This window comes from Faecalibacterium sp. BIOML-A1 (assembly GCF_009679715.1).
GTDB classification, from domain to species: Bacteria; Bacillota; Clostridia; order Oscillospirales; family Ruminococcaceae; genus Faecalibacterium; species Faecalibacterium taiwanense.
Genome location: NZ_WKZJ01000001.1, coordinates 215,460 through 241,135 on the forward strand (window position 1 = coordinate 215,460; position 25,676 = coordinate 241,135).

Annotated in this window: 20 protein-coding genes and 1 other RNA gene; 15 read left to right on the top strand and 6 right to left on the bottom strand. The window is 58.2% G+C overall.

Annotated features, from left to right (window positions below; translation table 11 throughout):
* Window positions 1-2 precede the first annotated feature (2 nt).
* The 6 genes from ftsH to GKG36_RS01165 all read left to right on the top strand — a co-directional run bounded on the left by ftsH (window position 3) and on the right by GKG36_RS01165 (window position 7,064).
* Entirely contained in the window at window positions 3-2,174 is a 2,172-nt protein-coding gene (ftsH, locus tag GKG36_RS01140; RefSeq protein ID WP_154258665.1) for an ATP-dependent zinc metalloprotease FtsH, read from the top strand.
* A 29-nt stretch (window positions 2,175-2,203) separates the two neighbouring features.
* The gene (locus GKG36_RS01145; protein ID WP_097774794.1) at window positions 2,204-3,238 is read left to right on the top strand and encodes a hypothetical protein; all 1,035 of its coding nucleotides are present in this window, start codon (window positions 2,204-2,206) and stop codon (window positions 3,236-3,238) included.
* 70 nt (window positions 3,239-3,308) lie between these two features.
* On the top strand, window positions 3,309-4,109 hold the full coding sequence (locus GKG36_RS01150) for a hypothetical protein (protein WP_173012853.1): 801 nt from the start codon (window positions 3,309-3,311) through the stop codon (window positions 4,107-4,109).
* A gap of 182 nt (window positions 4,110-4,291) precedes the next feature.
* A complete protein-coding gene (locus GKG36_RS01155; RefSeq protein WP_154258667.1) occupies window positions 4,292-5,281 on the top strand; it encodes a LacI family DNA-binding transcriptional regulator in 990 nt (329 codons plus the stop codon).
* 17 nt (window positions 5,282-5,298) lie between these two features.
* Window positions 5,299-6,147: an HAD family hydrolase gene (locus GKG36_RS01160; protein ID WP_154258669.1), complete on the top strand. Its 849-nt coding sequence runs from the start codon at window positions 5,299-5,301 to the stop codon at window positions 6,145-6,147.
* Between the two features lie 140 nt (window positions 6,148-6,287).
* The gene (locus GKG36_RS01165; RefSeq protein ID WP_154258671.1) at window positions 6,288-7,064 is read left to right on the top strand and encodes a copper homeostasis protein CutC; all 777 of its coding nucleotides are present in this window, start codon (window positions 6,288-6,290) and stop codon (window positions 7,062-7,064) included.
* Window positions 7,065-7,141: 77 nt separating this feature from the next.
* Here GKG36_RS01165 and GKG36_RS01170 read toward each other — a convergent pair whose 3' ends face one another.
* Together GKG36_RS01170 and pyk are read right to left on the bottom strand one after the other, a co-directional pair.
* A complete protein-coding gene (locus GKG36_RS01170; RefSeq protein ID WP_005940027.1) occupies window positions 7,142-7,594 on the bottom strand; it encodes an S-ribosylhomocysteine lyase in 453 nt (150 codons plus the stop codon).
* An 18-nt stretch (window positions 7,595-7,612) separates the two neighbouring features.
* On the bottom strand, window positions 7,613-9,367 hold the full coding sequence (pyk, locus tag GKG36_RS01175) for a pyruvate kinase (protein WP_154258673.1): 1,755 nt from the start codon (window positions 9,365-9,367) through the stop codon (window positions 7,613-7,615).
* A 438-nt stretch (window positions 9,368-9,805) separates the two neighbouring features.
* Between pyk and GKG36_RS01180 the strand changes: the two genes are divergently transcribed.
* Window positions 9,806-10,984: a phosphopentomutase gene (locus tag GKG36_RS01180; protein WP_097774800.1), complete on the top strand. Its 1,179-nt coding sequence runs from the start codon at window positions 9,806-9,808 to the stop codon at window positions 10,982-10,984.
* Window positions 10,985-11,173: 189 nt separating this feature from the next.
* On the opposite strand, the gene GKG36_RS01185 is transcribed toward GKG36_RS01180, so the two are convergent.
* From GKG36_RS01185 to rnpB, 4 genes are all read right to left on the bottom strand, one after another.
* Complete coding sequence (locus GKG36_RS01185; protein ID WP_154258675.1) at window positions 11,174-12,880, bottom strand: LCP family protein; 1,707 nt, start codon at window positions 12,878-12,880, stop codon at window positions 11,174-11,176.
* Window positions 12,881-12,899: 19 nt separating this feature from the next.
* Window positions 12,900-13,253: a NusG domain II-containing protein gene (locus GKG36_RS01190; RefSeq protein WP_005940047.1), complete on the bottom strand. Its 354-nt coding sequence runs from the start codon at window positions 13,251-13,253 to the stop codon at window positions 12,900-12,902.
* A 3-nt stretch (window positions 13,254-13,256) separates the two neighbouring features.
* Window positions 13,257-15,182, bottom strand: coding sequence for an NAD(+) synthase (locus GKG36_RS01195; RefSeq protein WP_154258677.1), 1,926 nt, complete (start codon window positions 15,180-15,182; stop codon window positions 13,257-13,259).
* Between the two features lie 216 nt (window positions 15,183-15,398).
* Window positions 15,399-15,736: RNase P RNA component class A (rnpB, locus tag GKG36_RS01200), an RNA gene on the bottom strand.
* 109 nt (window positions 15,737-15,845) lie between these two features.
* Here rnpB and GKG36_RS01205 point away from each other — a divergent pair.
* The 8 genes from GKG36_RS01205 (at window position 15,846) to GKG36_RS01240 (ending at window position 25,516) form a co-directional block, all read left to right on the top strand.
* Window positions 15,846-16,772, top strand: a complete 927-nt coding sequence (locus GKG36_RS01205) for an RluA family pseudouridine synthase (RefSeq protein WP_154258679.1) — start codon at window positions 15,846-15,848, stop codon at window positions 16,770-16,772.
* Between the two features lie 174 nt (window positions 16,773-16,946).
* Complete coding sequence (locus tag GKG36_RS01210; protein ID WP_243138990.1) at window positions 16,947-18,830, top strand: M23 family metallopeptidase; 1,884 nt, start codon at window positions 16,947-16,949, stop codon at window positions 18,828-18,830.
* A gap of 78 nt (window positions 18,831-18,908) precedes the next feature.
* A complete protein-coding gene (deoD, locus tag GKG36_RS01215) occupies window positions 18,909-19,628 on the top strand; it encodes a purine-nucleoside phosphorylase (RefSeq protein ID WP_118528007.1) in 720 nt (239 codons plus the stop codon).
* A 90-nt stretch (window positions 19,629-19,718) separates the two neighbouring features.
* Window positions 19,719-20,165, top strand: a complete 447-nt coding sequence (locus GKG36_RS01220) for a cytidine deaminase (protein ID WP_005940064.1) — start codon at window positions 19,719-19,721, stop codon at window positions 20,163-20,165.
* 273 nt (window positions 20,166-20,438) lie between these two features.
* Window positions 20,439-21,614, top strand: coding sequence for a BMP family ABC transporter substrate-binding protein (locus GKG36_RS01225; RefSeq protein ID WP_154258681.1), 1,176 nt, complete (start codon window positions 20,439-20,441; stop codon window positions 21,612-21,614).
* A gap of 295 nt (window positions 21,615-21,909) precedes the next feature.
* Window positions 21,910-23,424 (top strand): ABC transporter ATP-binding protein, encoded by a 1,515-nt coding sequence (locus tag GKG36_RS01230; protein WP_154258887.1) that lies wholly within the window; start codon window positions 21,910-21,912, stop codon window positions 23,422-23,424.
* A 3-nt stretch (window positions 23,425-23,427) separates the two neighbouring features.
* Window positions 23,428-24,597: an ABC transporter permease gene (locus tag GKG36_RS01235; protein ID WP_005940077.1), complete on the top strand. Its 1,170-nt coding sequence runs from the start codon at window positions 23,428-23,430 to the stop codon at window positions 24,595-24,597.
* A gap of 1 nt (window position 24,598) precedes the next feature.
* Entirely contained in the window at window positions 24,599-25,516 is a 918-nt protein-coding gene (locus GKG36_RS01240) for an ABC transporter permease (protein WP_154255366.1), read from the top strand.
* The last annotated feature ends 160 nt before the right edge of the window (window positions 25,517-25,676 follow it).

The window sequence follows — 25,676 nt, forward strand, 5'->3', positions numbered from 1 at the left end:
AGTTGATTTTTTTGCAATCCAAAAGACCCCGTTTCAATCCGCTGATCCTTGCTCTGGCGCTGGCGGCGGTGCTGATGGTCTGGTCGGTGCTGGGCGGCACCGGCTCTGCCAGCAGCTCTTCCATGGAATATTCCACGGTGGTGCATTATTTTGAAAGCCTGCAGGTCACGCAGTTCTCGCTGGACCTGAACACCGGCGTCATCACCATGAACCTCAAGGAAGGCGGCAAGAACAACCTGCCCCTGCCCGATACCACGTCCCAGAGCACCACGCAGGCCACCGGCGGACTGCTGAGCGGTATGCTGTCCTCCTCGGATGAGGATACTGCTGCGCAGAAGAACAGCGACGGCACTGTGACTGTGCGCTACAAGCTGCCCTATGCATCCATGTTCGTCAAGTATGTAGGCGACTACATTGCCGCCTACGATGCCGCAAACCCGGATGCTCCCATGGTGTACGATTATACCCCTGTCAAGGAAAACATCCCATGGATGGAGATCCTGTTCTATCTGGCAATGCTGGGCTGCACCGGCTTCTTGCTGTTCTCCATGATGCGCGGCGGCGCTGGCGGCGGCGGGATCATGAACGTTGGCAAAGCCAAGGTGAAGGACGAGCACGAGAACCAAAAGACAGCCACCTTTGCCGATGTTGCCGGTGAGGACGAGGAAAAGGAAGAGCTGAAAGAGGTCGTGGAGTTCCTGAAAAGCCCGGAGAAGTTCAACACTCTGGGCGCACGCATTCCCCACGGCGTGCTGCTGGTAGGCCCTCCGGGCACCGGCAAGACCCTGCTGGCCCGCGCCTGCGCAGGCGAGGCCGGTGTGCCCTTCTATTCCATTTCCGGCTCTGACTTTGTGGAAATGTACGTCGGCGTGGGTGCATCCCGCGTGCGTGACCTGTTCGATAAGGCAAAGAAGTCCATGCCCTGCATCATCTTCATTGATGAGATCGATGCTGTGGGCCGTCAGCGCGGTGCCGGTTTGGGCGGCGGCCACGATGAACGCGAGCAGACCCTGAACCAGCTGCTGGTGGAAATGGACGGCTTTGAGGCCAACGACGGCATCATCGTCATGGCGGCCACCAACCGTGCCGACATTCTGGATAAGGCCCTGCTGCGGCCAGGCCGCTTTGATCGTCAGGTCTATGTGGGCCTGCCGGATGTCAAGGGCCGTGAGGAGATCCTCAAGGTCCACACCAAAAAGAAGCCGCTGGCCCCGGATGTCTCTCTCAGGGTCATTGCACAGCGCACCGCAGGCTTTGCGGGCGCAGACCTTGAGAACCTTGTCAACGAAGCGGCTCTGCTGGCTGCACGCCGCAACCGCAAGGCCATTACCATGGAGGATATCGAGGAAGCTTCCATGAAGGTGATGGCTGGCCCGGAGAAGAAGAGCCGCGTTGTGACCCCGGAGGAAAAGAAGCTGACTGCTTACCACGAGGCAGGCCACGCTGTGGCGGGCTTCTACTGCAAGCATCATCCCCGTGTGCACGAGATCACCATTATCCCGCGTGGTCAGGCTGGCGGCTACACCATGTACCTGCCCGAGAAAGACCGCAGCTACGTGACAAAGGGCGAAATGTTCGAGGATATCGTTTCCAGTCTGGGCGGCCGCGTGGCCGAACAGCTGATCCTGGAGGATATCTCCACCGGTGCTTCCAATGATCTGCAGCAGGCCACCAACATTGCCCGCCAGATGATCACCAAGTACGGCTTCTCGGAGCGGCTTGGCCCTGTGGTGTACGGTACCTCGCAGGAGGAAACCTTCCTGGGCCGCGATCTGGGTCAGGGCAAGGGCTACAGCGAGACCACCGCTGCTGAGATCGACGGCGAGATGCGGGATATCATCGATGAAGCCTACGAGACCTGCCGCCGCACCCTGACCGAGCACATCGATCAGCTGCACGCGCTGGCACAGGCCCTGATGGAACGCGAGAAGCTCAACGAGCAGGAGTTCAACACCATTATGGCGGGCGGCACACTGCCCCCGCGTGAAGGCGATGAGCCGAAGCCGGAACAGCCTGCTCAGACCGTGCAGGCTGCCCCTGCAGAGACTGCTCAGCGGGCCGAAACTGCTGAATCTGCAGAGACCGCTGAGCCTGCGGAGCAGGCCGAAACGGCAGAGCAGATGCCGGCTTCTCCTGCACCGGAAACGCCGGATGCACAGGACCCGCAGAACTGATTTGATCCAAATGGAAAGGAGCGAGTGTCGTGGAGGAAAATTTTAACCCGGTCGCACGGACCCGCGCAAACTATTACACCCCCGGCAGCCCGGTGCAGTTCGTCTGCGTGGAGCTGCTCAAGGGTGATGTCAGCGGGGAGCACGCGGTCTGCCTGACCTTCAAGAATATTTCCAAGGTGACCCTGACCGCGCTGGAGATCCACTTCAAGTGCAAGGGCGTGGACGGCGTGATCCTGTGCGAGGACCGGTTCGAGTACCGTGACTTGGAAGTAAAGCCTGGCGAACTGTTTGGCATGGACGATGCGGTGTTCGTTACCGCAAAGGCCATCACCAGCGTGGATGTTTCGCTGTGCAACGTGTACAACGGCAAGCGGGTGGTGCATCTGGACGGCATCAAGCGCGTGCGCCTGCCTGCCCCCAAGCGCCTGTCTGCTGAGCTGGAAAAGGCGCTGGAGACCCGCATGAACCGCCCGGAGCTGAAGTATCAGCCGCAGGTGTTTGAAAATGGCTGGTACTGCGCCTGCGGTGCCTTCCACCCGAAGGAGGAGGATACCGTGTACTGCTCGGAGTGCGGCTGCGACCGCATCCTGCTGCAGAACGCGCTGAACACCCTGCTGCAGCCGGAACAGCCTGCCCAGACCGAGCCGGAACTGGAAACGCCTCTTGCCCCGCAGGCTGAAGAGCCTACCCGCATTATGGGCGCAGCGCCCGTGCAGGAGGAGCCGACCCGGATCATGGGTGCACCGTGCCGTGAAGCAGAACCACAGCCGGAAGAACCTGCTGCAGAGCAGACCCGTGTGATGGATGCCGGAATGCGGGCACAGTTCCCGGGCAGGGCATCTCATGCAGCTGCGGACGAAGGCACCCGTGTGATGCCTGCTGCAGCCCGCCGTGCACAGCCGATATCTCAGCAGCCGGAGCCTGCCTATGACGACGAGGAAGAATACGAGGACGAGCGCGACAGCGTGGCCGAAGCGCTGATCCGCTGGGTGCCGCCCATCACTGCCATTGTCTGTGCAGCAGTGGCACTGTGCGGCTTCGTGTATTACCAGTTCGTGCTGTAACACAAACAGCAGCGGAGAGGGCGGTATGCCTTCTCCGCTTTTTTGTATGCCAGAAGAAGGGAGAACCATTATGCCGGAAGAAGCCTTACAGGCTGCCTTTGAGATCAAGACTGCCTGCGATGAGATCAGCCGCCGCCTGCTGCGCTGGCACTGGGAGCACAAACCCGGTGCGCACAGCTTGGGTGCATTGCTGGATCACGTTGCACAGCGCCAGCAGGAAAGCCCGGACTACTACGACCGTATGCCGGATCTTTCCGGCAAAAACAGCTGGCAGCAGCTGGATACCACCATTTGTATGCGGGTTCTGCTGGACCCGGAAAAGGATGCCGCCAAACCGCTGGACCTGCTGGGCAATACCAGCAATCCGGGTGCGGCCCGCCGCGCCTGCAATGCTGTGCGCACCGCCCGCAACGAAGCCGCCCACGCCACCGATCACACCGATGCCGCTCAGGCGGCGATCCTGTTCAATGAGGCGGTGGAGAGCTTGGAAAATGGCTATGTGGGCACGGCTTTCCGCGAAAATGAACTTGCCCGCTATTACCGCGATGCAGAAAATTATCTGGCACGCTGCGGCGCAAAGGAGCCAATCGCATCCAGCCGTGCGCCGGAAGAAAAAACGGCTGCGCACGAGCCAGCCCGCCAGAGCACAAAGCAGGGCCAGAACCGCAGCACCCAGAGCCGTAAAACGGCCGGCAGCCGTTCCTCCGGCAGCAGAAGCACCACAGCGCGCAGCAGCTCGGCCAAAAGCCGGAGCACGGCAGGCCGCAAAAAGAAACAGAGAAGAACTGGCAATAAAACCGTGTTCATCGTTCTGCTGGTGGTCCTGCTGCTGGGGCTTGCCGTGCGTGCATGGAGCATGGGCGCAGCCTGACCGCCTGCAATGCCCTGCTTCTCAGAAAAAAGCCGTCTTTTGTACACAGTTGCCAGAAAAACAAAAATGCGTTCGGAATAAACCGGGAAAAGCGCATCTTGCGGGATGGGTGAAAGCGGTTTATAATAAGCATGAAAACGTTTACACATAACAATGCATCCCAAAAGAGAGAAGTACTGCAAATGACCATCAGTGATATTGCAAAAATGGCGGGTGTATCCAGTGCGGCGGTCAGCCGCTACCTGAACGGAGGCCCCCTGAGCGAACAGAAGAGGGCTGTCATCCACGAGGTAGTGGAAAAGACCGGCTACCGCCCGGATACCGCCGCCCAGACTCTGCGCACCGGAAAAGTGAATCAGGTGGGGGTGATTGCTCCCAGCATCGGTTCCCAGTCGGTGGGGCAGATCACGGCAGGCATTGCCAGTGAGCTGGATGCAAAGAGCTATCTGATGCTGCTGGGAAACACCGAGCTGGACGCCCAGCGGGAATTGGGCTATCTGACTGCCATGCAGCGCAACCACGTGGCGGGCATCATCCTGCTGGGCAGCTATTATACTCCTCAGCTGGCGCAGGCGCTGAAAAACTGCCGTGTGCCGGTGGTGGTAACAGGCCAGCGTTTTCAGGATGTGGCCTGCGTGTACAACGACGACCGCACTGCAGCCCGGGAACTTGCCCAGCGGATGCTGGACCATGGCCGCAGAAGGATCGTTTATATTGGCGGTACAGAGCGGGACGATGCCACCGGCGTGCAGCGCCGTGAGGGCGTGCAGGATGCGCTGAACGCTGCCGGACTGAACGGCGAACAGATGCCCCGCATCTGCTGCAACGCCTTTACCATGGAGGAGGGCCAGCGCTGTATGCAGGAACTGCTGGTGCGCTGCCCGGATCTGGACGGTGTGGTCTGCGTGACTGACACGGTGGCCTTTGGTGCCATGCGTGCCCTGCGGGAAGCAGGACGGCATGTGGGGCAGGATGTGGGTCTTGCAGGCGTTGGCGACAGCTGGGCTGGCAGCATGATGGAACCGGGGCTGGCAACGGTGCGCTTTTACCAGAAGCAGGTGGGGCAGGAGGCTGCCCGGATCCTGCTGCAGATGCTGGAAGAAAATGGGAGCAGCGGGCCTGTGCGTCAGGTGACGCTGGGCTATCAGATCGTGGAGCGAGGCTCCCTTTGATGATAAAGGATAAAAGTATGGGTCGTAAGCTGATTTTTCTGGATATTGACGGCACGCTGCTGCCGCCGGGTGATATGCTCATCCCGGAAAGCACTCTGGCTGCACTGGATCGCGCCAGAGCAAACGGACACAAGCTGTTTTTGTGCACCGGCCGCAACCACCGCATGACCGAACCGCTGCTGCGGCACGACTGCTTTGCGGGCGCAGTGTGCAGCGCCGGCGGCTATGTGCTGTGCGATGGCAAGACTCTGGTGGATATCCCCATGGAGCCGCAGCAGGCTGAAGGCGTGCGCGCGGCGCTGGAGCGCAATGGCGTGGAGTGCACGCTGGAAGCCCGGGATGCCACCTTTGGCGGAAGCAAGATGGCTGAGAGGTGGAAATTTATCCACAAAAAGAACGATGCACTGCTGAACAGCGAAGCGGAGCGCTGGCGCAAAGCCATGGAAGAGGGCATGTCCATCCTGCCGCTTTCCGATTACAAAGGGGAACCGCTGTATAAGATCGTGTTCATTGCCGACCACGAGAGCGACCTTGCCGAGGCAAAGCAGCTCTATGCCGACCAGTTCGTGTTCTGCGAAAGCAAACTGGACCGCCTGACCGATGGCTTTGTGAATGGTGAGCTCATCAACCGCAAATTTAATAAGGGCACCGGAATCAAGGCCATCTGTGATCATCTGGGCTGCACGCTGGCGGATACCATCGGCTTTGGTGACAGCGATAACGATCTGCAGATGACCGATGTGGCAGGCATCAGCGTGTGTATGGCCAATGGCTCTGAAACACTGAAAAAGCGCTGTGACCGCATTGCGCCCTCGGTATATGAGGACGGCATTGCAAAGGAGTTCAAGGCGCTTGGCCTGATCTGAACAAAAATAACAAAGGCTGCGGCAGGGATAAGACCCGGGCCGCAGCTTTTTTGCTGCCACAGGGTTTTATAAAACGGAAAAACGTGGTAGAATAAACCAGAATGCCGGGTTCAAAGCCCGGCAAAAAGGGAGGAATTGAAATGCGTTCCGTTCTGGAAGTATGTGTGGACAGCACTGCCAGTGCACTGGCAGCAAAGCGCGGCGGTGCCAGCAGGCTGGAACTGTGTGCCGACCTGATCGTGGGCGGTACAACGCCCAGCCTTGCGCTGGTGCGTCAGGTCAAGGCGGAGACCGGCCTGCCGGTGCGTGCTCTGCTGCGGCCCCGGTTCGGAGATTTCTGTTACGACAGCTACGAGCTTGCCCAGATGGAACAGCTGGCCGCAGAGCTGGTGGGGGCCGGGGCGGATGGTATCGTGACCGGTGTGCTGACCCCGGAAGGGCAGCTGGATGCGGAGGCCATGCGGCCCATTTATGCGGCGGCGCGCAGGGCAGCGGAAAAGGCAGGCCGTCCGGTGGCGTGTACCCTGCACCGTGCCTTTGACGTCAGCGCCGACCCCTTTGCGGCACTGGAAACGGTCCGGAGCATGGGCCTTTGTACCATCCTCACCAGCGGTCAGGCGGCGAGTGCCCCAGAGGGAGCGGAGCTTCTCGGCCGACTGGTGGAGCGGGCAGGGGACAGCGTGGAAATTCTGGTAGGTGCCGGTGTCACGGCACAAAACATCCCGGCACTGGCCGCACAGACCGGGGCACATGCGTTCCACCTTTCTGGCAAGCAGGTGCTGCAAAGCCGCATGACCTTCCGCCGCGAGGGTGTGCCCATGGGGCTGCCGGGCTTTTCAGAGTTTGAGGTATGGCAGACGGGTGAAGAAAACATCCGTGCTGCACGGCAGGCACTGGATGCGATCAAGAACAACTAAAACGAAAGCGCTCTCCCACCGGGTTTCCGTTGGGAGAGCGCTTTTTTATGATGATGAATTTGAAGGGTGAAGATAGCTTAGTAATGCAGCTCGTCGCCGGTCAGTGCTTCCAGCACCGGCAGCATGGCAGCAGCCTCGGCCTTGGCGGCGGGCAGATCCATATCGCGGTAGTTGCCGCACTCCACTTCGCTGGCACCGGGCACAGCGCCCTCAAAGCCAGCCATGAAGCGGAAGGATTCCACCGTCAGCTCCAGTGCCTCGGCGGGAGTCAGGCCGCGGGTGAGCAGATAGAAGCCGGTGCGGCAGCCCATGGGGCCAACGTAGATCACGCTGTCCTGAAAGGCGCTGTTACGTGCATAGGTGGCAAACAGATGCTCCAGCGTATGGGCGGCACCGGTGGACAGGTAATCGCCGTGATTGGGCCTTTTCATGCGGATGTCCCATGTGAGAACATCGCCGTCCTGACGGCTCAGATACATGCCGCGGTCCAGTTTGGTATGGTCAACACAGAAGCTTGCAATGCGTTCCATGAGTTTTTCTCCTTTGGCTTATGCCTGCAGGCGCTGCACGCTGCCGTGAGCGCAGTCTACAGCGATCATCAGGCCGTCACGGATGTGGCTGGTAGCACCGGCGGCACCCACAACGGTAGGCTTGAGCAGGGCCTTGCCGGCAATGGCGGCATGGCTGTTCAGGCCCGGCTCTTCCACCACCAGAGCGGCGGCATCACGCACGTAACTCAGCATTTCGTTGCTGGTGGAGGGCACCACCAGAACCATGCCGGGCTTGAACTTTGCACGCACCTCTTCCAGCGTGCGGCAGACGCAGGCCTTGCCGGTGGCGCTGGTCACGTCGGCATTCTCGCGGCCAACGCCCACACCGGTAGCCAGACAGTTGCCTACCATGTGGATCTTGATCATGTTGGTGGTGCCGGACACACCCACAGGCACGCCTGCGGTCACAACGGCCAGCTCACCGTTGTGCAGGTAGCCGTTCTCCTTGGCCAGAGAGGTGGACATCTCGATCAGCTCATCGGTGCTGTGTGCCAGAGGCATCATCAGCGGGGTGATGCCCCAGCTCAGGGCCAGCTGACGCTGCACCTGCTCCTTCATCACGCAGGCGATGATGGGCTGTTCCGGGCGGTACTTGCTCAGCAGACGGGCGGTGTTGCCGGACTCGGACACGGTGACGATGGCGGCAGCGTTCACGTCCTTGGCGGTCAGGCAGGCAGCGTGTGCAGTTGCATCGCTCACGCTGATCTTGCCGGTGTTCTCGGCGAGGGGAACAAAGCGGGCGTGGTTCTCCTGCTCGGTGCGCTCAGCAATGGCAGACATGGTCTTGAGAGCATCCACCGGATAAGCACCGGCAGCAGTCTCGCCGGAAAGCATGATGGCAGAGGTGCCGTCGTAGATGGCATTTGCCACGTCGGAGATCTCGGCGCGGGTGGGGCGGGGGTTCACGATCATGCTGTCCAGCATCTGGGTAGCGGTGACGATGGGCTTGCCAAAGGAGAAGGAGCGCTCGATGATATTCTTCTGAATGCCGGGCAGCTCGGTAAAGTCAATCTCAACGCCCAGATCGCCGCGGGCCACCATGACAGCATCGGCTGCAGCCAGAATGCTGTCGATGTTGTTCACGCCCTCACGGTTCTCGATCTTGGCGATGATGCGGATATCGGAATCATACTCGTTGAGCAGGTTGCGGATATCGTACACATCCTGTGCGGTGCGCACGAAGGAAGCAGCGATGAAGTCAAAGCCCTGCTGTGCGCCAAAGATGATATCGTCGCGGTCGCGCTGGCTCATATACGGCATGGACAGATGCACGCCGGGCACATTGACACCCTTCTTGTTCTTGATCTTGCCGTTGTTCAGCACCTTGCAGACGATGTCCGTATCGTTCACGGTGATGATCTGCAGCTTGATCAGGCCGTCGTCCAGCATGATGGTGCCGCCGGGCTGCACATCCTGCGGCAGGTCCTTATAGGTGATGGAGCAGATCTCCTTGGTGCCTTCCACCTCGCGGGTGGTCAGGGTGAAGGTCTGGCCGGCTTCCAGCATTTCAGTGCCGTTCTTGAAGTCCTTCAGGCGGATCTCGGGGCCTTTGGTGTCCAGCAGGGCGGCGACCGGCTTGCCCAGCTCTTCACGAATGGCTTTCAGCTTTTCAAAGCGGCCCAGATGCTCTTCGTGAGAGCCGTGGGAAAAATTAAAACGGGCAACATTCATGCCGTTGGCGACCAGCTCGCGCAGAACGCCTTCCTGATCGGTGGACGGGCCCAGAGTGCAGATGATCTTTGTTTTTCTCATATACTTTTACTACCTCCAACTACAACTTCACATTCTCTATTTTGCGGCAGGCTGTCCGCTGTCATACAGGCAGCTGCACGCGACCAACGGGAAAAATCCCATGCTGTGGTACAAAAGCAGAAAAGTTCTGCTGTTCAAAACTTTTTCCATTTACTATTATATCCGCTTGGATACAATAGGGCAAGAAAAAATTCAAGCTGCGCTGCAATTTTTTTGGCGGCTAAAATGTCTTTACCATGAAATAACGCAGCAACGAATAAAAACGCCAAAACGCTTCGCCGGATTGTGAACGAAATGACGAACATTTTGGTGAAAATGACGGATATTTGCAGCACAGCAAAAACGCTTGCATCCGGCACAGGATTTGCTTATAATGATAAGTAAAGATAGTATCACTTATCCGGGGCAGGTCCCCGGAAGAAATGGAGAAAAAACGATATGGAAAAGCGTGTTTTTCTGATCGTCCTCGACAGCTTTGGCATTGGCGCAGAGCCGGATGCCGCAGCGTTTGGCGATGAGGGCACCAACACCCTGGGTGCCATTGCAAAACACCCCAACTTCAACTGCCCCAACCTGCAAAAGATGGGCATGTTCAACATTGATGGCGTGACCGCAGGCGAAAAGACCGCAGCGCCCATCGGCTCCTTTGCCCGCCTGCAGGAGCAGAGCATGGGCAAGGATACCACCATTGGTCACTGGGAAATCGCCGGTGTGGTAAGCCCCAAGCCGCTGCCCACCTTCCCGAACGGCTTCCCGGATGAGCTGATCCACGAGTTTGAGGAAAAGACCGGCCACAAGGTGCTGTGCAACAAGCCTTACTCCGGCACGCAGGTGCTGAAGGATTACGGCGAGCAGGCCATGAAAGAAAACGCCCTTATCGTTTACACCAGTGCCGACAGCGTATTTCAGGTGGCCGCCAACGAAGAGCTGGTGCCGGTGCATGAGCTGTACCGCTACTGCGAGATCGCCCGCGAGATGCTCAAGGGCGAGTACGGCGTGGGCCGCGTGATCGCACGCCCCTTCCTGGGCCACACTGCGGATACCTTCTACCGCACCACCAATCGCCACGACCTGAGCCTCAAGCCGCCCCGCGCTACCATGCTGGATCTGCTGAAAGATGCTGGCAGGGATGTGATCGCTGTGGGTAAGATCTTTGACATCTTCGACGGTGAGGGTGTGACCGAGAAGATCAAGACCACTGGCAACACCAATGGCATCGCCTTTACCAAGGCCCTGCAGACCCGCGACTTTGAGGGCCTTGCCTTTGTGAATCTGGTGGACTTCGATATGCTCTACGGCCACCGCCGCGATGTAGCAGGCTATGCCGCCGCTGCCACCGAGTTTGACAAGTTCGTGGCCGACTTCATCCCCGGAATGCGGGAGGGCGATCTCCTCATGGTCACCGCTGACCATGGCTGCGACCCGTCCTATACCAAGACCACCGACCACACCCGCGAGTATGTGCCGTACCTGATCTGCGGCAAGGGCGTGAAGCCTGGCGTTGACCTTGGCACCCGTCTGTGCTTTGGCACCATCGCCCAGACCATCTGCGAGTATCTTGATGTGGATGCTTCCTCTCTGGACGGCAAGAGCGTCTGGAACGAGATCAAGGCATAATGATTTTATAGAATGAGAAAGCCGCCTGCATTGGTTCAAGATGCAGGCGGCATTTTTATGCAGCTTATCGGCACGGACTTTCTGGTGAAAAAGCAAAACAGGAAACGACCGCAGTTGTTTCCTGTTTTGCAAATAAAATAATATTTCCGCGATAGAGTCCGGAGCTTGCGCGGAGGACATTTTAAATCGTCAGGCCGCGTCGTTCTGCTGCGAAGCAGCATCCTGAATGGCACCCCAGATGGAGGAAGCCGCATTGTAGATGGACGATGCAGCCTGTTCCACCTCTTCCTGTGTGGGCAGGGAGATGGACGGTGCTTCTCCGGCCGTATCACCGCTGCCGGTCTCGCCCTCGGCGGGAGCTTCCGGCTCCTGCGGCTGGGTGTCGGCAGGCTGCTCTGCAGGCTGGTCAGCCGGGACGGTCTCTTCCGGCAGGCTGTCGGCGGGCACTTCCTCGGGAACGCTCTCCGCAGGCACCTCCGAAACAGCGGCGTTCGGGTCGGTGGTGGGGGTGAACACCTCGGTCTTTTCCGGCTTCTGGGTGGTGTCGGCAACGGTGCCCTCACCGCCCAGCACGGACGCGATCATTTCCCTAGCCTTGCTCACAGAAGCATCATCCGGTTTCATGACGTAGAGCTTCTGTCCCTTGGCAGAGTAGCACTTGGTACTGCTGGAGCTTGTGCCGGTGACGGTATAGCTTTCAATATCCCACTCGGCAAAGTCACTCAGCTGCATCCGTACCAGCGCACTGATCTGATCCTGTGAAAAGCTGGTTACAAAGCAGTCGGCTGCGGCATCCATGATCTTGGAAAAGCCCATCAGCAGGGCAGGGGACTTGATCTTGTTCAGCATGGCATCGATCACCTTCATCTGGTTGATGCCGCGCTGGATATCGCCGGATGCAAAGGCGTGACGCTCACGGGCAAAGGCCAGAGCGGCCTTGCCGTCCAGATGGTTCCAGCCCTCCACAAAGGTGGTGGGGTCATAGTAGCCGGGGCTGCCCACCGAGGTGAACGCCTGATCGGAGTAGACATCCACGCCGCCCAGCGCATCGATGATGCTGATGAAGCCCGCAAAGTTGATGCGGATGTAATGGTCCACATTGACGCCGTACAGATTGCCCAGTGTGGCCATGCTGGTTTCCACGCCGTACAGACCGGCGTGAGTCAGTTTATCCTTGCTGTCAGTGCCGGCAAGGTCTACGTAGTAGTCGCGCGGGGTGTTGATCAGGGCCACCCTCTTGGTGACAGGGTTCACGGCAGCAAGGATATTCACGTCGCTGCGGGCATTTTCGGTCAGCTCGCCGCGGGTGTCCACGCCGCTGAGGTAGATCACAAACGGCTCCTTGGTGATCTTGTTGGCCTCGGCACCGGTGAGCAGGCCAGAGGTCATGCTGCCCAGGGCAGAAAGGCCCTGCTGGGCCCAGAAGCAGCCCAGCGCCATGGCGGCGCACAGGAACACCGAGAATACCCGGGCCACCTTGCCGGGAACATTGTACTCCTGACAGCGCTTTACCAGCAGCCACAAAAGCGCCAGCAGCGCGGCCAGAATGACCAGATACAGCACCGGCAGCATCTGGGTGCGCCACAGCTGCACCAGTGCCAGAATGCTTAAAATACCTTGTAAGATCAGCAAAATTTTCCCCCACTTGGAAGGTACTGCCACGGCTCCATCCACGGGCGGATGGGCCTTGGGCGGTACGGGTGTGTTGTGGCCGCTGCGCGGCGGCTTCTGGGGAGGCTGGGCCGGAGGCGGTGTGCTGGGCTGTTCCGGCGGCAGCTCGGAAAAAAACGCCGAGCTGTCTACCTCGATGGGCGCAGTATCCTCAGAGCCTTCCTTGCGGCTGATGTGCCGCAGAGAACGGTAATCTTCGTGGGAACGATCGTTTTCATCCATCATTCAAAACCACTCCTTTTTGTCAGGAAACAGGTACAATGGTCAGCACTGCACGGGCCGGAAGGCAGGTGGCGGTCTGATCTTCGTTGGAAAGCCAGCCAAAGCCTTCACAGATGTGATCCGGGCAGGGCGAATCCACGAACCGGGCTGCACCGTCCTTGATCTGAATGTGGACGGTATAGTAACCGGTGTCCACATCATAGGTCTCATCCACGTCCAGCGGCAGGTTCATGGTGGTGTTGTTGTCGCCGTAGATCAGCTCGGCCCGTAGCCCGGAGCCGGAAGCGTGCACGCGGCGCACCACCAGCAGCACAGCGGCAATGGCCAGAATGACCACGGCAAACAGAAGATTGGTAAGCAGCTTTTTGTTTTTCATGCGTTAATCCTTGATCTGCAATTGTTCCAGCTCGGCCAGCCACAGTGCGGCACAGGCATCGCTGGGCATCCGCCAGTCGCCGCGGGGCGAAAGGGTCACGCTGCCCACCTTGGGGCCGTCGGGCAGGCAGCTGCGCTTGAACTGTTGGGCAAAGAACCGCCAGTAGAAGTTGCGCAGCCACTTGTACAGCACGTTGTCCGGGTACTCCGGCCGGCCTGTGAATGCAGTCTTTGCCAGCCGGAAGATCTTGGCCGGGCCAAAGCCGAAGCGCAGCACCTGATACAGGTAGAAATCGTGCAGCTCGTAGGGTCCCACAAGGTCCTCGGTCTTCTGCGCGATCTCGCCGTCCTTGGCAGGCAGCAGCTCCGGGGAGACGGGCGTATCCAGAATATCCAGCAGTACCGTGCGCAGAGCATCGGTGGCGGCAATGTCGGCTTCGTAGCGCACAAGGTGGCGCACCAGCGTTTTGGGCACACCGGCGTTCACACCGTACATGCTCATGTGGTCGCCGTTGTAGGTGGCCCAGCCCAGCGCCAGCTCCGAAAGGTCGCCGGTGCCCACTACAAGGCCTCCGGTGCGGTTGGCGGTGTCCATCAGCTCCAGCGTGCGCACGCGGGCCTGACCGTTTTCAAAGGTGACATCCAGCACGCTCTCGTCCTGACCGATGTCTGCAAAATGGCTGTGCACGGTGTTGGCAATATCGATCTCTTTAAAGGAGACCTGCAGCTCATCGCACAGGATCTCTGCATTGCTGCGGGTGCGCTTCGTGGTGCCAAAGCAGGGCATGGTCACAGCCAGCACATCCCGGGCGGGGCGGCCCAGCTGCTTCATGGCACGCACGGCCACCAGCAGCGCAAGACAGCTGTCCAAGCCGCCGGAAATGCCGATAACGGCGGTCTTTGCGTGGGCGTGTTCCAGCCGCTTTGCAAGGCCGTCGGCCTGCATTTTCAGAATCAGCTCACAGCGTTCGGCGCGGCGCTTGGGGTCGCCGGGCACAAAGGGCGCGGGATCGATCCAGCGGGTCAGCGTGGTCTCTGCCGGTTCCAGATCGAACTCCACGGTCTGGTAGCCCTCGCCGCTCAGCTCAAAACTGGTGTTGCGGGCACGTTCGGCTTCCATGCGCTGGCAGTCGATCTCGGTCTCGGCACAGCCGCCGTCAAAGGGAGCGTTCTCAGAGAGGATGGTGCCGTTCTCGGCGATCAGGTCGTGGCCGGCGAACACCATGTCCTGCGTGCTCTCACCGTGCCCGGCGGAAGCATACAGGTAGCCGCACAGCAGGCGGGCAGACTGGTTGGACACCAGTGCCCGGCGGTACTCGGCCTTGCCGACGGTCTCATCGCTGGCGGAAAGATTTGTGATCACGGTCGCACCGGCCAGCGCGTGGAAGGTGGAGGGCGGCAGGGCGCTCCACAGATCCTCGCAGATCTCCACACCCAGCACAAAGCTGGGCATCTGGCGGCAGCGGAACAGCAGGGAGGTGCCAAAGGGCACCTGCTGACCACACACCTCCACCAGCTCCACCTCGGTGCTGCCCGGGGTGAACTGGCGCTTTTCGTAGAACTCGCCGTAGTTGGGCAAATAGGTCTTGGGCACAAAACCCAGAATGCGGCCATGGCATAGCACGGCGGCGCAGTTGTACAGCTTGCCGTGCACCAGCAGCGGAAGGCCCACCAGCGTGACAACGTCCAGTGCTTTTGTTTCATCAAGCAGGGTGCTCAGGGCATCCAGTGCACCGGTCTGCAGCGTGCGCTGCAGAAACAGGTCGCCGCAGGTATAGCCGGTCAGGCAGAACTCGGGGAACACGGCCAGCTTTACGCCGCGGGCTGCGGCTTTGTGCAAAGCATCCGTGATCTGCCGGACATTATAGGCGCAGTCGGCCACCCGCAGTGCGGGAGAAAGGGCGGCTGCTTTCAAAAAACCATCTTTCATCGGAGGATTTCACATCCTGTCTTTCTTAGTTGACTGCAATTTCCTGCAGTGCACATAGTATACCACAAACAGACCCAAACGGGAAGTAAAAGAACAATGACAAAAACAAAACAGCCGCGCTCTCTCCATCTCGCACTGCCCGACGGAGAAAGCGGGCAAGACAAAAAATAAAAAATCCCACACAAAAATGTGCGGGAATCAAAGACTGAAAAATGGAAAACGAGATAGACCGTAAGCCGGGTTCTGTATTAAACGACGATCTGTCTAGACCTGCCATTGCTGACAGGTTCGTGCCGCCTTCGGGACACGCGAGCAGCGCTGTACGTCCCATATAGGCGTTGCTTCCGGTAGGGTTTACAAAGCCGCATGGTCACCCATGCGCTGGTGAGCTCTTACCTCGCCGTTTCATCCTTACCGCATTGCTGCGGCGGTTTGTTTTCTGTTGCACTTTCCCTAAGGTCACCCTCGGCTGCCGTTAGCAGTTACCGTGCTCTGTGAGGCCCGGACTTTCCTCAGAGCGGTCAAAGCCGCCCCGCCGCCGTATGTTCCACTCGTTTTCCGCTCCTCATGATACCATAAAAAAGCAGGATTTGCAAGTAGAAGCCTTTTTTGATATAATATCTTATATATTTTTATGTTTTTTTGCGCAGGAGGTGGGTGCATATGCGGCTGTTTTTTACGGTGCCCGATACGCCGCAGACCCAAAACGGAGTGCTTCTGCGCAATTTTCTGCGCCAGTGTGCCGTTTCTACCGACCTTGCCCGTGCAGTCAAGTTCCGGGGCAGCGGCTTTTTTTCGGATGGAGATCCTGTCCTTGCCAACCGCAGGGTGTACCCGGGGCAGACGGTCAGCTTTGAGCTGCCGCCGGAAGGGGAAGGCGTGGCCCCGCAGCCGGAGATCCCGGTAAACGTGGTCTATGAGGATGCCTTTGCAGTGGTGCTGGAAAAGCCGCCGCATCTGGCCGTGCACCCCACCCTGAACTACCCCTACGATACCCTTGCCAACGGGTATGCGGCATGGGCTGCGCAGCAGGGCATCAGCCCGGTGTTCCGCCCGGTGAACCGCATCGATAAGGACACCAGCGGCCTTGTTCTGGCTGCAAAGCACGCCTATGCTGCGCCGCTGCTGGCCCGGAATGTGGAAAAACTCTACTATGCCGTTGTGGAGGGAGAGCTGCCGCTGGGTCCGGGCGTGATCGACGCGCCCATTGGCCGCCAGGCGGAGAGCATCATTGGCCGCTGCGTGACCCCGGACGGCAAGCCAAGCCGCACCGAGTATACCATATTAGAAGCAGAAAACGGCCTGAGCCTTGCAGCCTGTGTGCCGGTAACGGGCCGCACCCATCAGATCCGGGTGCATTTTGCGTCCATCGGCCACCCGCTGGCTGGGGATGACCTTTACGGCGGGAGCCGGGAGCGCATTGGGCGGCAGGCGCTGCACTGTGCAAGGCAGAGCTTCCGGGTGCCGGTGTACACCCCGGTGGAGGGCGGAATCCGGGTGGAATGCCCGGCAAATGGAAATAACTGGAAGACTACTGCGGCGGAAAGCCCGCTGCCGAAGGATATGAAACAGCTTTTTGGTGAAAAGTAAGTGAAAGAACCGCCCAAATTTTGTGACAATGCTTGTTTCAAAGACGGCAGGGTGTATAATAAAATAAGAATGTTGTGTGCATGAGCCTGCTGGAAAGGGCATGTGCGCCCAAGACCGCCGCCGTCTTATCCCGGCACCGTGTGTGCATTGGCGGCAAGGAAGGAGAAAAACCTTTTGATCGAAGACAAGACAAAGGAGCAGCAGCCCGCTTCACCGGTAAAACCGAAACGCGGCCAGAGGCTGCGCTCCCTTTGGGCACAGCTGCAATGCATGGGGCTTTTGCACCGGCACCGGCTGCGCCGTAAAACCCAGAATCATGTGAATGATTTTGGCAGAAAGCTTGCCCAGAATTCTGCCGTGCCAGTCATCGGGGAGACGCTGTATGCACTGGGCTATTCTACAGAGTATGGATTCGTCCGCGTTGGGCGCGGCCTGCGCAGCGGCTGGCTGTGGCTGTGGCAGGCATTTACGACACTGCTGGCAAATGCTGCGGCAATGGCGTTCCCGGGGGCAGCGCAGATGTTCCGGGACCTGTTCGGCCCGATCTGGCTGTTCTTCCGGGGCTGCGGTTCGCTGCTGGTGCACGCCCAACGGGTGCGGAAAGAAAAAGGCTTTGCCGCAGCCTGCAAAGCCAGCGTACATTATCTGGCCAGCGGCGTGCGCCGCAACCTGAAAACACTGCCGCGCATGGCCATGTATGTGCTGCCGGTGTGCGCACTGGCCGTTATGGTGACCGTGTTCAACCATACCGTCCGCCAGCCTTATGCGCTGGAGGTGCAGGTGAACGGTCAGACCGTCGGCTATGTGGCCAATGAGGATGTGTTCAACTCGGCCCGCGAGGCGGTGCAGGAGCGTATCAACTACGCAGACACCGACCATGCAAAGTGGACCGTGGAGCCTACCTACACCGTTACCGTGGCCCACAAGACCATGGATGAAAACGAGATGGCGGACGCGATCCTGAAGAGCGCCAGCGACGAGATCAGCGAGGGCACGGCCCTGTATCTGGATGGCGAGCTGACCGCAGTGTGCAGCGATGGTGTCAGCCTGCAGAGCTACCTGAGCAGCCTGCTGGAACCCTATGAGGACCCTGAGAACTCCAACGTGACCGTGGGCTTCAACAAGGAAGTCACGCTGGAAAACGGCATCTACTTCAACGACAGCTTTCAGGACGAAGCGGATGTGGAAAAGGAACTTTCCGGTGTGCAGCAGCAGGAAAAGATCTACACAGTGGGCGCAGGCGACACGCTATGGAGCATCGCCCAGAAAAATGACCTCACCTTCCGTGAGCTGTGCGAACTGAATACCAATTTCAAGGGCGCGCCCCTGAACGAGAAATCTAACATTCAGGCCGGTGATGAGCTGATCGTGACCAAGCAGGAAGCTACGCTGGAAGTGCGCATCACCAAGGTGGAGACCTGGCAGGAGGAGATCCCCTATACCACCGAGACCACCACCTCCAACGAGTACACGGTGGGTACCAAGAAAACGGTGCAGAACGGTGTGAACGGCCTGCGTCAGATCACGGCGCAGCGTGTTTATAACACCGATGGCATCCAGCTTTCCCAGAAGATCCTGAGCACGGAAGTGGTGCAGGAGCCTGTCACGGAAAAGATCGTGAAGGGCACCAAAAAGGTGACCAGCAGCACCAGCTACATCACCGGCAGCGGTCAGTTCATCTGGCCGGTGCCCGGCTATCGCTACTGCTCACGCTGGTACGGCGGCAACCACAAGGGTGTGGATATCTGTGCGGCTGCCGGTACGCCCATCTACGCATCGGCGGGCGGCACCGTGACCAAGGCCGGCTACAACAAGGCCGGTGCCGGTACGGGTTATGGCTACTCCATCATCATCAGCCACGGCAGCGGCTACACCACGGTGTATGCGCACTGTCTGTCGCTGGCGGTGCACTCTGGTCAGACGGTCAAGCAGGGCCAGCTGATCGGCTATGTGGGCAGCACCGGACGCTCCAGCGGCAACCACTGCCACTTTGAGATCCGCCGCAACGGCAGCTACATCGCGCCGCAGAATGTGTTCAACCGCAGAAAGTATAGGTAAAGGTAAGTTTGCAGAGGGCTTTTTCTCCGGAGAAGGCCCATCTGCTGTATTATGTAACAGAAAAGGAGAGATGATCTTATGTCTACCCCTCACATCAGTGCTGAAAAAGGCGATTTTGCAAAGACCGTCCTGATGCCGGGCGATCCTCTGCGTGCAAAATTCATTGCGGACACCTTCCTCAAGGATGTGCGTCAGGTGACCGGCGTGCGCGGCATGCTAGGCTTTACCGGCACTTACGAGGGCCGTCCCATCAGCGTGATGGGCAGCGGCATGGGCATGCCGTCCATCGGCATTTATTCCTATGAGCTGTTCAAGTTCTACGATGTAGAGAACATCGTCCGCATTGGCTCTGCCGGCAGCTATACCGACAAGGCCAAGCTGTTTGACGTGGTGCTGGCCGCCGGTGCTGTGAGTGAAAGCAACTATGCCCGTGTGCAGAGCGGCTTTGAAGGGGACATCACGCTGCCCAGCCAGAGCCTGAACGACAAGCTGCGCGCTTCTGCCGCAAAGCAGGGCATCCCCCTCATCGAGGGAAACATCCACTCTTCGGATGTGTTCTACCGTCAGCCCTCCGATGCAAAGCCCACCTACTGGGAAAAGCTGCGCGACGAGCGCGGCTGCCTGTGCGTGGAGATGGAGAGCTTTGCCCTGTTTGCCAATGCACAGGTGCTGGGCAAGAACGCTGCCTGCCTGCTGACCATTTCCGACAGCTTTGTTTCGCCGGAAATCACCACGGCAGAACAGCGCCAGAAGAGCTTTACCGATATGATGAAGGTAGCACTGGGTGCAGAATACTAAGCGTTAAAAACGCATTTCAGCGCGGTTTGCCTGCAAAAGGGCTTGCCGCGCTGTTTTCGACCCCTGAAAACCAAAAAAGGAGTGACGGATATGACAAACCTGACCCTGGAAGAAAAGAAGGAGCTCATCCGCATGGCACTGGCTGCACGGGAAAAAGCCTATGTGCCCTACAGCGATTTTATGGTGGGCGCTGCCCTGCGCGCCAAGGATGGCCGCATTTTTACCGGCTGCAACGTGGAGAACGCTGCCTTTACCCCCACCAGCTGTGCAGAGCGCACGGCTCTGTTCAAGGCGGTGGCCGAGGGCGTGACCGAGTTCACAGACATTGCTGTGGTGGGCAGCCGCCGCGGCGAGGTGAACGAGCAGATCACTTCTCCCTGCGGGGTGTGCCGCCAGGCTCTGTTTGAATTCGGCGGGCCGGAACTGAACGTTATCATGGCAAAGACACCGGAAGACTTTATCGAGCGCAGCATGGACGAACTGCTGCCCTTCGGCTTTGGCCCCTCCAATGTGGCGGGCAACCGTGCCGTGAAGTGACGGGATAAAAACGCAGAGGTGCACTGCAGGACAATAAAGTGACGGCAATACGTGCATTGTGTGCCAAAGCACAGAGAACGCACGGAACTACGGCAAATTTGTGCATAAATACTACTTTTGATAAAAACTTACAAAATTATTGTAAAGATTTTGTAATCGGAATTCGCTTGCATCTGACACGGCTTGCCGTTATACTTGAGCCAGTAAATGTGCAGTTCTGCGCATTTTATTTGTTTGACGCAATTTTATTAAAAATAAAAGGAGAGTTTGATTATGATGATTTCTCGTCGTAATTTCCTGGCTGTGGCTGGTGCCGCTGCCGCTGCCGCTGCTCTGACCGCTTGCGGCGGTTCTTCCGCTTCTTCTACCAGCACCGCTTCTTCCGCTGCTGCTTCTACTGCTTCCTCTGCTGCTGAGGGCGGTGAGAAGATCGTCAAGGTCGCTCTGACCTGCGATACCGGCACGATCGATGATGAGAGCTTCAACCAGGCATGCTGGACTGCTGTTTCCGGCTACATGGGCGATGACTGCCAGTACTACATTCCCGAGGCTGACGCTTCCGATGAGGACCGCGAGACCATGATCCGTCAGGCTGTCAACGACGGCGCTGATGTGATCGTCTGTGTCGGCTACCTGTACGGCGCTTCTCTGGCATGGGCTGCTGACCAGTATCCCGATGTCAAGTTCATCGCCATCGATGTGACTCAGGGCGATATCGGCACCGACGCTATCCCTGCTAACTGCTACTGCATCACCTTCAAGGAGGAGCAGGCAGGCTATCTGGCAGGCTACGCCATCGCAAAGGACGGCAAGACCAAGCTGGGCTTCCTGGGCGGCATGGCTGTTCCCGCTGTTATCCGTTACGGCTACGGCTTCGTGCAGGGCGCTGATGCTGCTGCTGCTGAGCTGGGCCAGAACATCGAGATCAACTACTTCTACGGCGGCCAGTTCTACGGCGATGCAAACATCACCTCCCGTATGGAGGGCTGGTACTCCAACGGCACTCAGGTCGTCTTTGCCTGCGGCGGCGGCATCTACACCTCCGCTGTTGAGGCTGCTCTGAAGAACAATGGCTACGTCATCGGCGTTGACGTTGACCAGAACTACATCGGTGCAAACGGCGTTGCAGATGGCACCTACGCTTATAACCCGTTCATTACCTCTGCTATGAAGGGCCTGTCCGAGGCTGTCAACACTGCTCTGGCTGATATCGATGCCGGCAGCTGGGGCGACATCGCAGGTTCCAATGGCAACTTCGGCCTGGAGGACGGCGATTATATCGGCCTGCCCACCGATGCAGACAGCTGGAACTTCGAGTCCTTCACCACCGACGAGTACGAGGAAGTCAAGGGCAAGATCAAGAGCGGCGAGATCACTGTTGATAACAGTTCCGACGACGCTACCAAGCCCACCGTCAGCGAGTTCACCACCGTCAACTACATCCAGTAATCTGTTGTCCGGCAGGCCTGCCTGCGGACGATCGATAGTTCTTTTCAAAGCGGGGCATCCTGTAACGGGGTGTCCCGCTTTTTTCTGTCTTCTATTGGCGTAATGCGGGAAAAATGCAGCGTACTCTTCGTGAAAAGAGTACAAAAGTAACACTATTGTCTGTGCTTTCTGCCAAAAAGCAAAAAAGACATGTGCAAATTGCCGCAAATCAGGTATAATGGGACTTAAAGAAGTATCGGTGTCGAAACGACACGAAAGGAGAGTGAGCAGATTGGCAGAGGATTTTGTGATCGAAATGCTCCACATTACCAAGGAGTTCCCTGGAATCAAGGCAAACGACGATATCACCCTGCAGCTGCGCAAAGGCGAGGTACATGCCCTGCTGGGCGAGAACGGTGCCGGCAAAAGTACGCTGATGAGCGTGCTGTTTGGCCTGTACCAACCGGAAGCTGGTCAGATCCGCAAAAACGGCAAGGAGGTTGTCATCCGCAACCCCAATGATGCAAACGCACTGGGCATCGGCATGGTGCACCAGCACTTCAAGCTGGTGGAATGCTTCAGCGTGCTGGACAACATCATTCTGGGGGTGGAACCCAACAAGATGGGCTTTTTGCAGAAGGCCGAGGCACGCAAAAAGGTGATGGCCCTGAGCGAAAAGTACGGCCTGCGCGTGGACCCGGATGCACTGATCAGCGATATCTCTGTTGGTATGCAGCAGCGTGTTGAGATCCTGAAGATGCTGTACCGCGACAACGAGATCCTGATCTTCGACGAGCCTACCGCAGTGCTGACCCCGCAGGAAATCGACGAACTGATGGAGATCATGCGCGGGTTCAAGAAGGAAGGCAAGTCCATCCTGTTCATTACCCACAAGCTCAACGAGATCATGGCGGTGGCAGACCGCTGCACTGTTCTGCGCAAGGGCAAGTATATGGGCACCGTGGACATCAAGGACACCACCAAGGAAGAGCTTTCCCGCATGATGGTTGGCCGTGATGTGCAGCTGCAGGTGGACAAAAAGCCCGCAGACCCCGGCAGGGTGGTGCTGGATGTGGAAAACGTTACCATGCACAGCGCCCAGCACAAGAAGGATGCAGTCCGGAATGTCTCTTTTCAGGTGCACGCCGGTGAGATCGTCTGTCTTGCCGGTATCGAGGGCAACGGTCAGACCGAGTTCGTCTACGGCCTGACCGGTCTGGAAAAGATCAGCAGCGGCAAGATCACACTGGACGGCAAGGACATCACCAACGAGTCCATCCGTCAGCGCTCCAAGGATGGCATGAGCCATATCCCGGAGGACCGCCACAAGCACGGCCTTGTGCTGGACTACAGTCTGGAAAACAACATGGTGCTGCAGCGCTACTGGCAGCCCGAATTCCAGAAGGGCGGCTTTATCCGCAGCGATAAGGTGCGCGAATACTCCGATAAGCTGATCGCGCAGTATGATGTGCGCAGCGGTCAGGGCAGCCTGACCACCGTGCGCAGCATGTCCGGCGGTAACCAGCAAAAGGCCATCATTGCCCGTGAGATCGATAAGGACCCGAAGCTCTTGGTGGCAGTCCAGCCCACTCGCGGTCTGGACGTTGGTGCAATTGAATACATCCACCGTCAGATCGTGGCCGAGCGCGATAAGGGTACGGCCGTGCTGCTGGTCAGCCTGGAGCTGGACGAGGTGATGAACCTGTCCGACCGCATCCTTGTGATGTACGAGGGCGAGGTCGTGGGCGAATTTGACCCCAAGACCACCACCGTGCAGGAGCTGGGCCTGTATATGGCAGGCGCACGCAAGCAGGGAAAGGAGAGCAAATAACACATGAACAAGAAAAAACTTTCCCACAGCAGTCTGAACAGCTCCATCACCAGTGTGCTGGCTGCTCTGCTGTGCATCCTGATCGGCCTTGTGGTTGGTTTTCTGGTGCTGCTGGCCATCAACCCGGCTCACGCATGGGGCGACGGCTTTGTGCGCATCCTGAAGGGCGGCTTCCATGACGCACCCTACGGTGTCGGCAAGGAGCTGGCAAATGCGGCTCCCCTCATTATGACCGGTCTGTCTGTGGCGTTTGCCTTCAAGACCGGCCTGTTCAACATCGGTGCGGCGGGTCAGTACACGCTGGGCGCTTACGGCGCTCTGTACTGCGCCATCATGCTCAAGCTGCCGTGGTTCGTCTGTCTGATTGCAGCCACCATTCTGGGCGGCATCTGGGGTGCGATCCCCGGCTTCTTCAAGGCCTACTTCAACATCAACGAAGTCATTACCTCCATCATGTTCAACTGGATCGGCCTGTATCTGGTCAATGAGCTTATTTACCAGAACGGCACCGGCCCCATGTACGATGTGCGCAACACCCGTACCATCAACATCAGCAAGAACGCCGATTACGCTCAGTCCATCATCCCGGATTTCGGCCTGAACAAGCTGTTCCAGACCAACAGCACCACCATTGCCATCTTCCTGGCGGCAGCAGTGGCAGTTCTGATCTGGGTGGTGCTGAACAAGACCACCTTCGGCTACGAGCTCAAGGCTGTGGGCCTGAACAAGAGCGCTGCCCGCTACGCCGGCATCAACGAGAAGAAGAACATCATCCTCTCCATGGCCATTGCCGGTGCACTGGCCGGTTTTGGTGCGGGCCTGTACTATCTGTCCAATGTGTCCCAGTGGAACCCGCTGAACTCCACCAGCCTGCCGACAATGGGCTTCAACGGCATTTCCGTTGCACTGCTGGCAAGCTCCAACCCCATTGGCACCATTTTCTCGGCAATCTTCATTTCCCATATCTCGGTGGGCGGCTCCTTCCTTTCCACCAAGTATTACCCCACCGAGATCTCGGACCTGATCAGCGGTATCATCATCTACCTGTGTGCATTCTCCATGCTGTTCCGCGGCAAGATCCACGCACTGCTGTTCAAGAATGCCGATAAAACCAATGTGAACGCAGAGCCTGCTGCTCCTGCAAAATCTGCAACCGAAAAGGAGGGCAAGTGATATGCTGCTTCTGATCAAATATACGCTGCTGTATGGCATCGTTCTGATGCTGGTGGCACTGGGCGGTATGTTCAGTGAGCACTCCGGCATCATCAACATCGCACTGGAAGGCATCATGGTCATTGGCGGTGTGGCGGGTGTTCTCACCCTGACCATGTTGCCTGCCGAAATGCCGGTCTTCCTCGTGGTGCTGATCTCTGTTCTGGTGGCGGCACTGGCCGGTATGGTGTACAGTCTGCTGCTGGCCTTTGCCTCCATCAACCTGAAGGCGGATCAGACTATCGGCGGCACGGCCCTGAACCTGCTGGCCACGGCCATCGCGGTGGTCCTTGCCAAGAATTTCAGCGAGAGCGGCAGTGCAAAGCTGAACTACACCAACAGGCCCTTCCTGTTCAGCATCGGCGGGCTGGAGCTGAGCATTTTTGTGCCGCTGGGCATCATTCTGCTGATCATCAGCTATGTGGTGCTGTACAAGACCCGCTTTGGCCTGCGCCTGCGTGCCTGCGGCGAGCATCCGCAGGCAGCGGACTCTGTGGGCATCAATGTCTACAAGATGCGCTATGCCGGTGTTGTCATTTCCGGTGCACTGGGTGCGATCGGCGGTATGGCCTACATTGTGCCCCCGGTGCAGACCTGGAACTTTGAGGTGGGCGTGGCCGGCGCAGGCTTCCTTGCCATGGCTGTTATGATCTTTGGCCAGTGGAAGCCCTTCAACATCTTTGGCGCAGCCATGTTCTTTGCTGTGTTCAAGAGTCTGGCAAACATTGCAGACTCCACCTTCCTGGCACAGCTGCACTGGTCCAGCAACATCTACAACATGATGCCGTTCGTGGCGTCCATGATCATTCTGGCGTTTACCTCCAAGAACAGCATGGCACCCAAGGCAGAGGGCATCCCCTACGACAAGGGATCCCGCTAAAACGACGATTTGTGTTCCCAAAACAAGGACGCAGCTGCTTTTCCGGGCGGCTGCGCCCTTTTTGGTTTAAAATTGGGCAAAGTTTACAGAATGATACTTGCTTTTGTTTGGAATTTTGCTATACTATATCTTACAATGTCGTACTATTGAAAAAACGAGG

What these genes read in the sequence shown, in the direction of transcription:
- GKG36_RS01150 (WP_173012853.1), top strand. Translation starts at nt 3,309, where the DNA reads ATGCCGGAAGAAGCCTTACAGGCTGCCTTTGAGATCAAGACTGCCTGC.
- GKG36_RS01155 (WP_154258667.1), top strand. Translation starts at nt 4,292, where the DNA reads ATGACCATCAGTGATATTGCAAAAATGGCGGGTGTATCCAGTGCGGCG.
- GKG36_RS01160 (WP_154258669.1), top strand. Translation starts at nt 5,299, where the DNA reads ATGGGTCGTAAGCTGATTTTTCTGGATATTGACGGCACGCTGCTGCCG.
- GKG36_RS01165 (WP_154258671.1), top strand. Translation starts at nt 6,288, where the DNA reads ATGCGTTCCGTTCTGGAAGTATGTGTGGACAGCACTGCCAGTGCACTG.
- GKG36_RS01170 (WP_005940027.1), bottom strand. Translation starts at nt 7,594, where the DNA reads ATGGAACGCATTGCAAGCTTCTGTGTTGACCATACCAAACTGGACCGC.
- pyk (WP_154258673.1), bottom strand. Translation starts at nt 9,367, where the DNA reads ATGAGAAAAACAAAGATCATCTGCACTCTGGGCCCGTCCACCGATCAG.
- GKG36_RS01180 (WP_097774800.1), top strand. Translation starts at nt 9,806, where the DNA reads ATGGAAAAGCGTGTTTTTCTGATCGTCCTCGACAGCTTTGGCATTGGC.
- GKG36_RS01185 (WP_154258675.1), bottom strand. Translation starts at nt 12,880, where the DNA reads ATGATGGATGAAAACGATCGTTCCCACGAAGATTACCGTTCTCTGCGG.
- GKG36_RS01190 (WP_005940047.1), bottom strand. Translation starts at nt 13,253, where the DNA reads ATGAAAAACAAAAAGCTGCTTACCAATCTTCTGTTTGCCGTGGTCATT.
- GKG36_RS01195 (WP_154258677.1), bottom strand. Translation starts at nt 15,182, where the DNA reads ATGAAAGATGGTTTTTTGAAAGCAGCCGCCCTTTCTCCCGCACTGCGG.
- GKG36_RS01205 (WP_154258679.1), top strand. Translation starts at nt 15,846, where the DNA reads ATGCGGCTGTTTTTTACGGTGCCCGATACGCCGCAGACCCAAAACGGA.
- deoD (WP_118528007.1), top strand. Translation starts at nt 18,909, where the DNA reads ATGTCTACCCCTCACATCAGTGCTGAAAAAGGCGATTTTGCAAAGACC.
- GKG36_RS01220 (WP_005940064.1), top strand. Translation starts at nt 19,719, where the DNA reads ATGACAAACCTGACCCTGGAAGAAAAGAAGGAGCTCATCCGCATGGCA.
- GKG36_RS01225 (WP_154258681.1), top strand. Translation starts at nt 20,439, where the DNA reads ATGATGATTTCTCGTCGTAATTTCCTGGCTGTGGCTGGTGCCGCTGCC.
- GKG36_RS01230 (WP_154258887.1), top strand. Translation starts at nt 21,910, where the DNA reads ATGCTCCACATTACCAAGGAGTTCCCTGGAATCAAGGCAAACGACGAT.
- GKG36_RS01235 (WP_005940077.1), top strand. Translation starts at nt 23,428, where the DNA reads ATGAACAAGAAAAAACTTTCCCACAGCAGTCTGAACAGCTCCATCACC.
- GKG36_RS01240 (WP_154255366.1), top strand. Translation starts at nt 24,599, where the DNA reads ATGCTGCTTCTGATCAAATATACGCTGCTGTATGGCATCGTTCTGATG.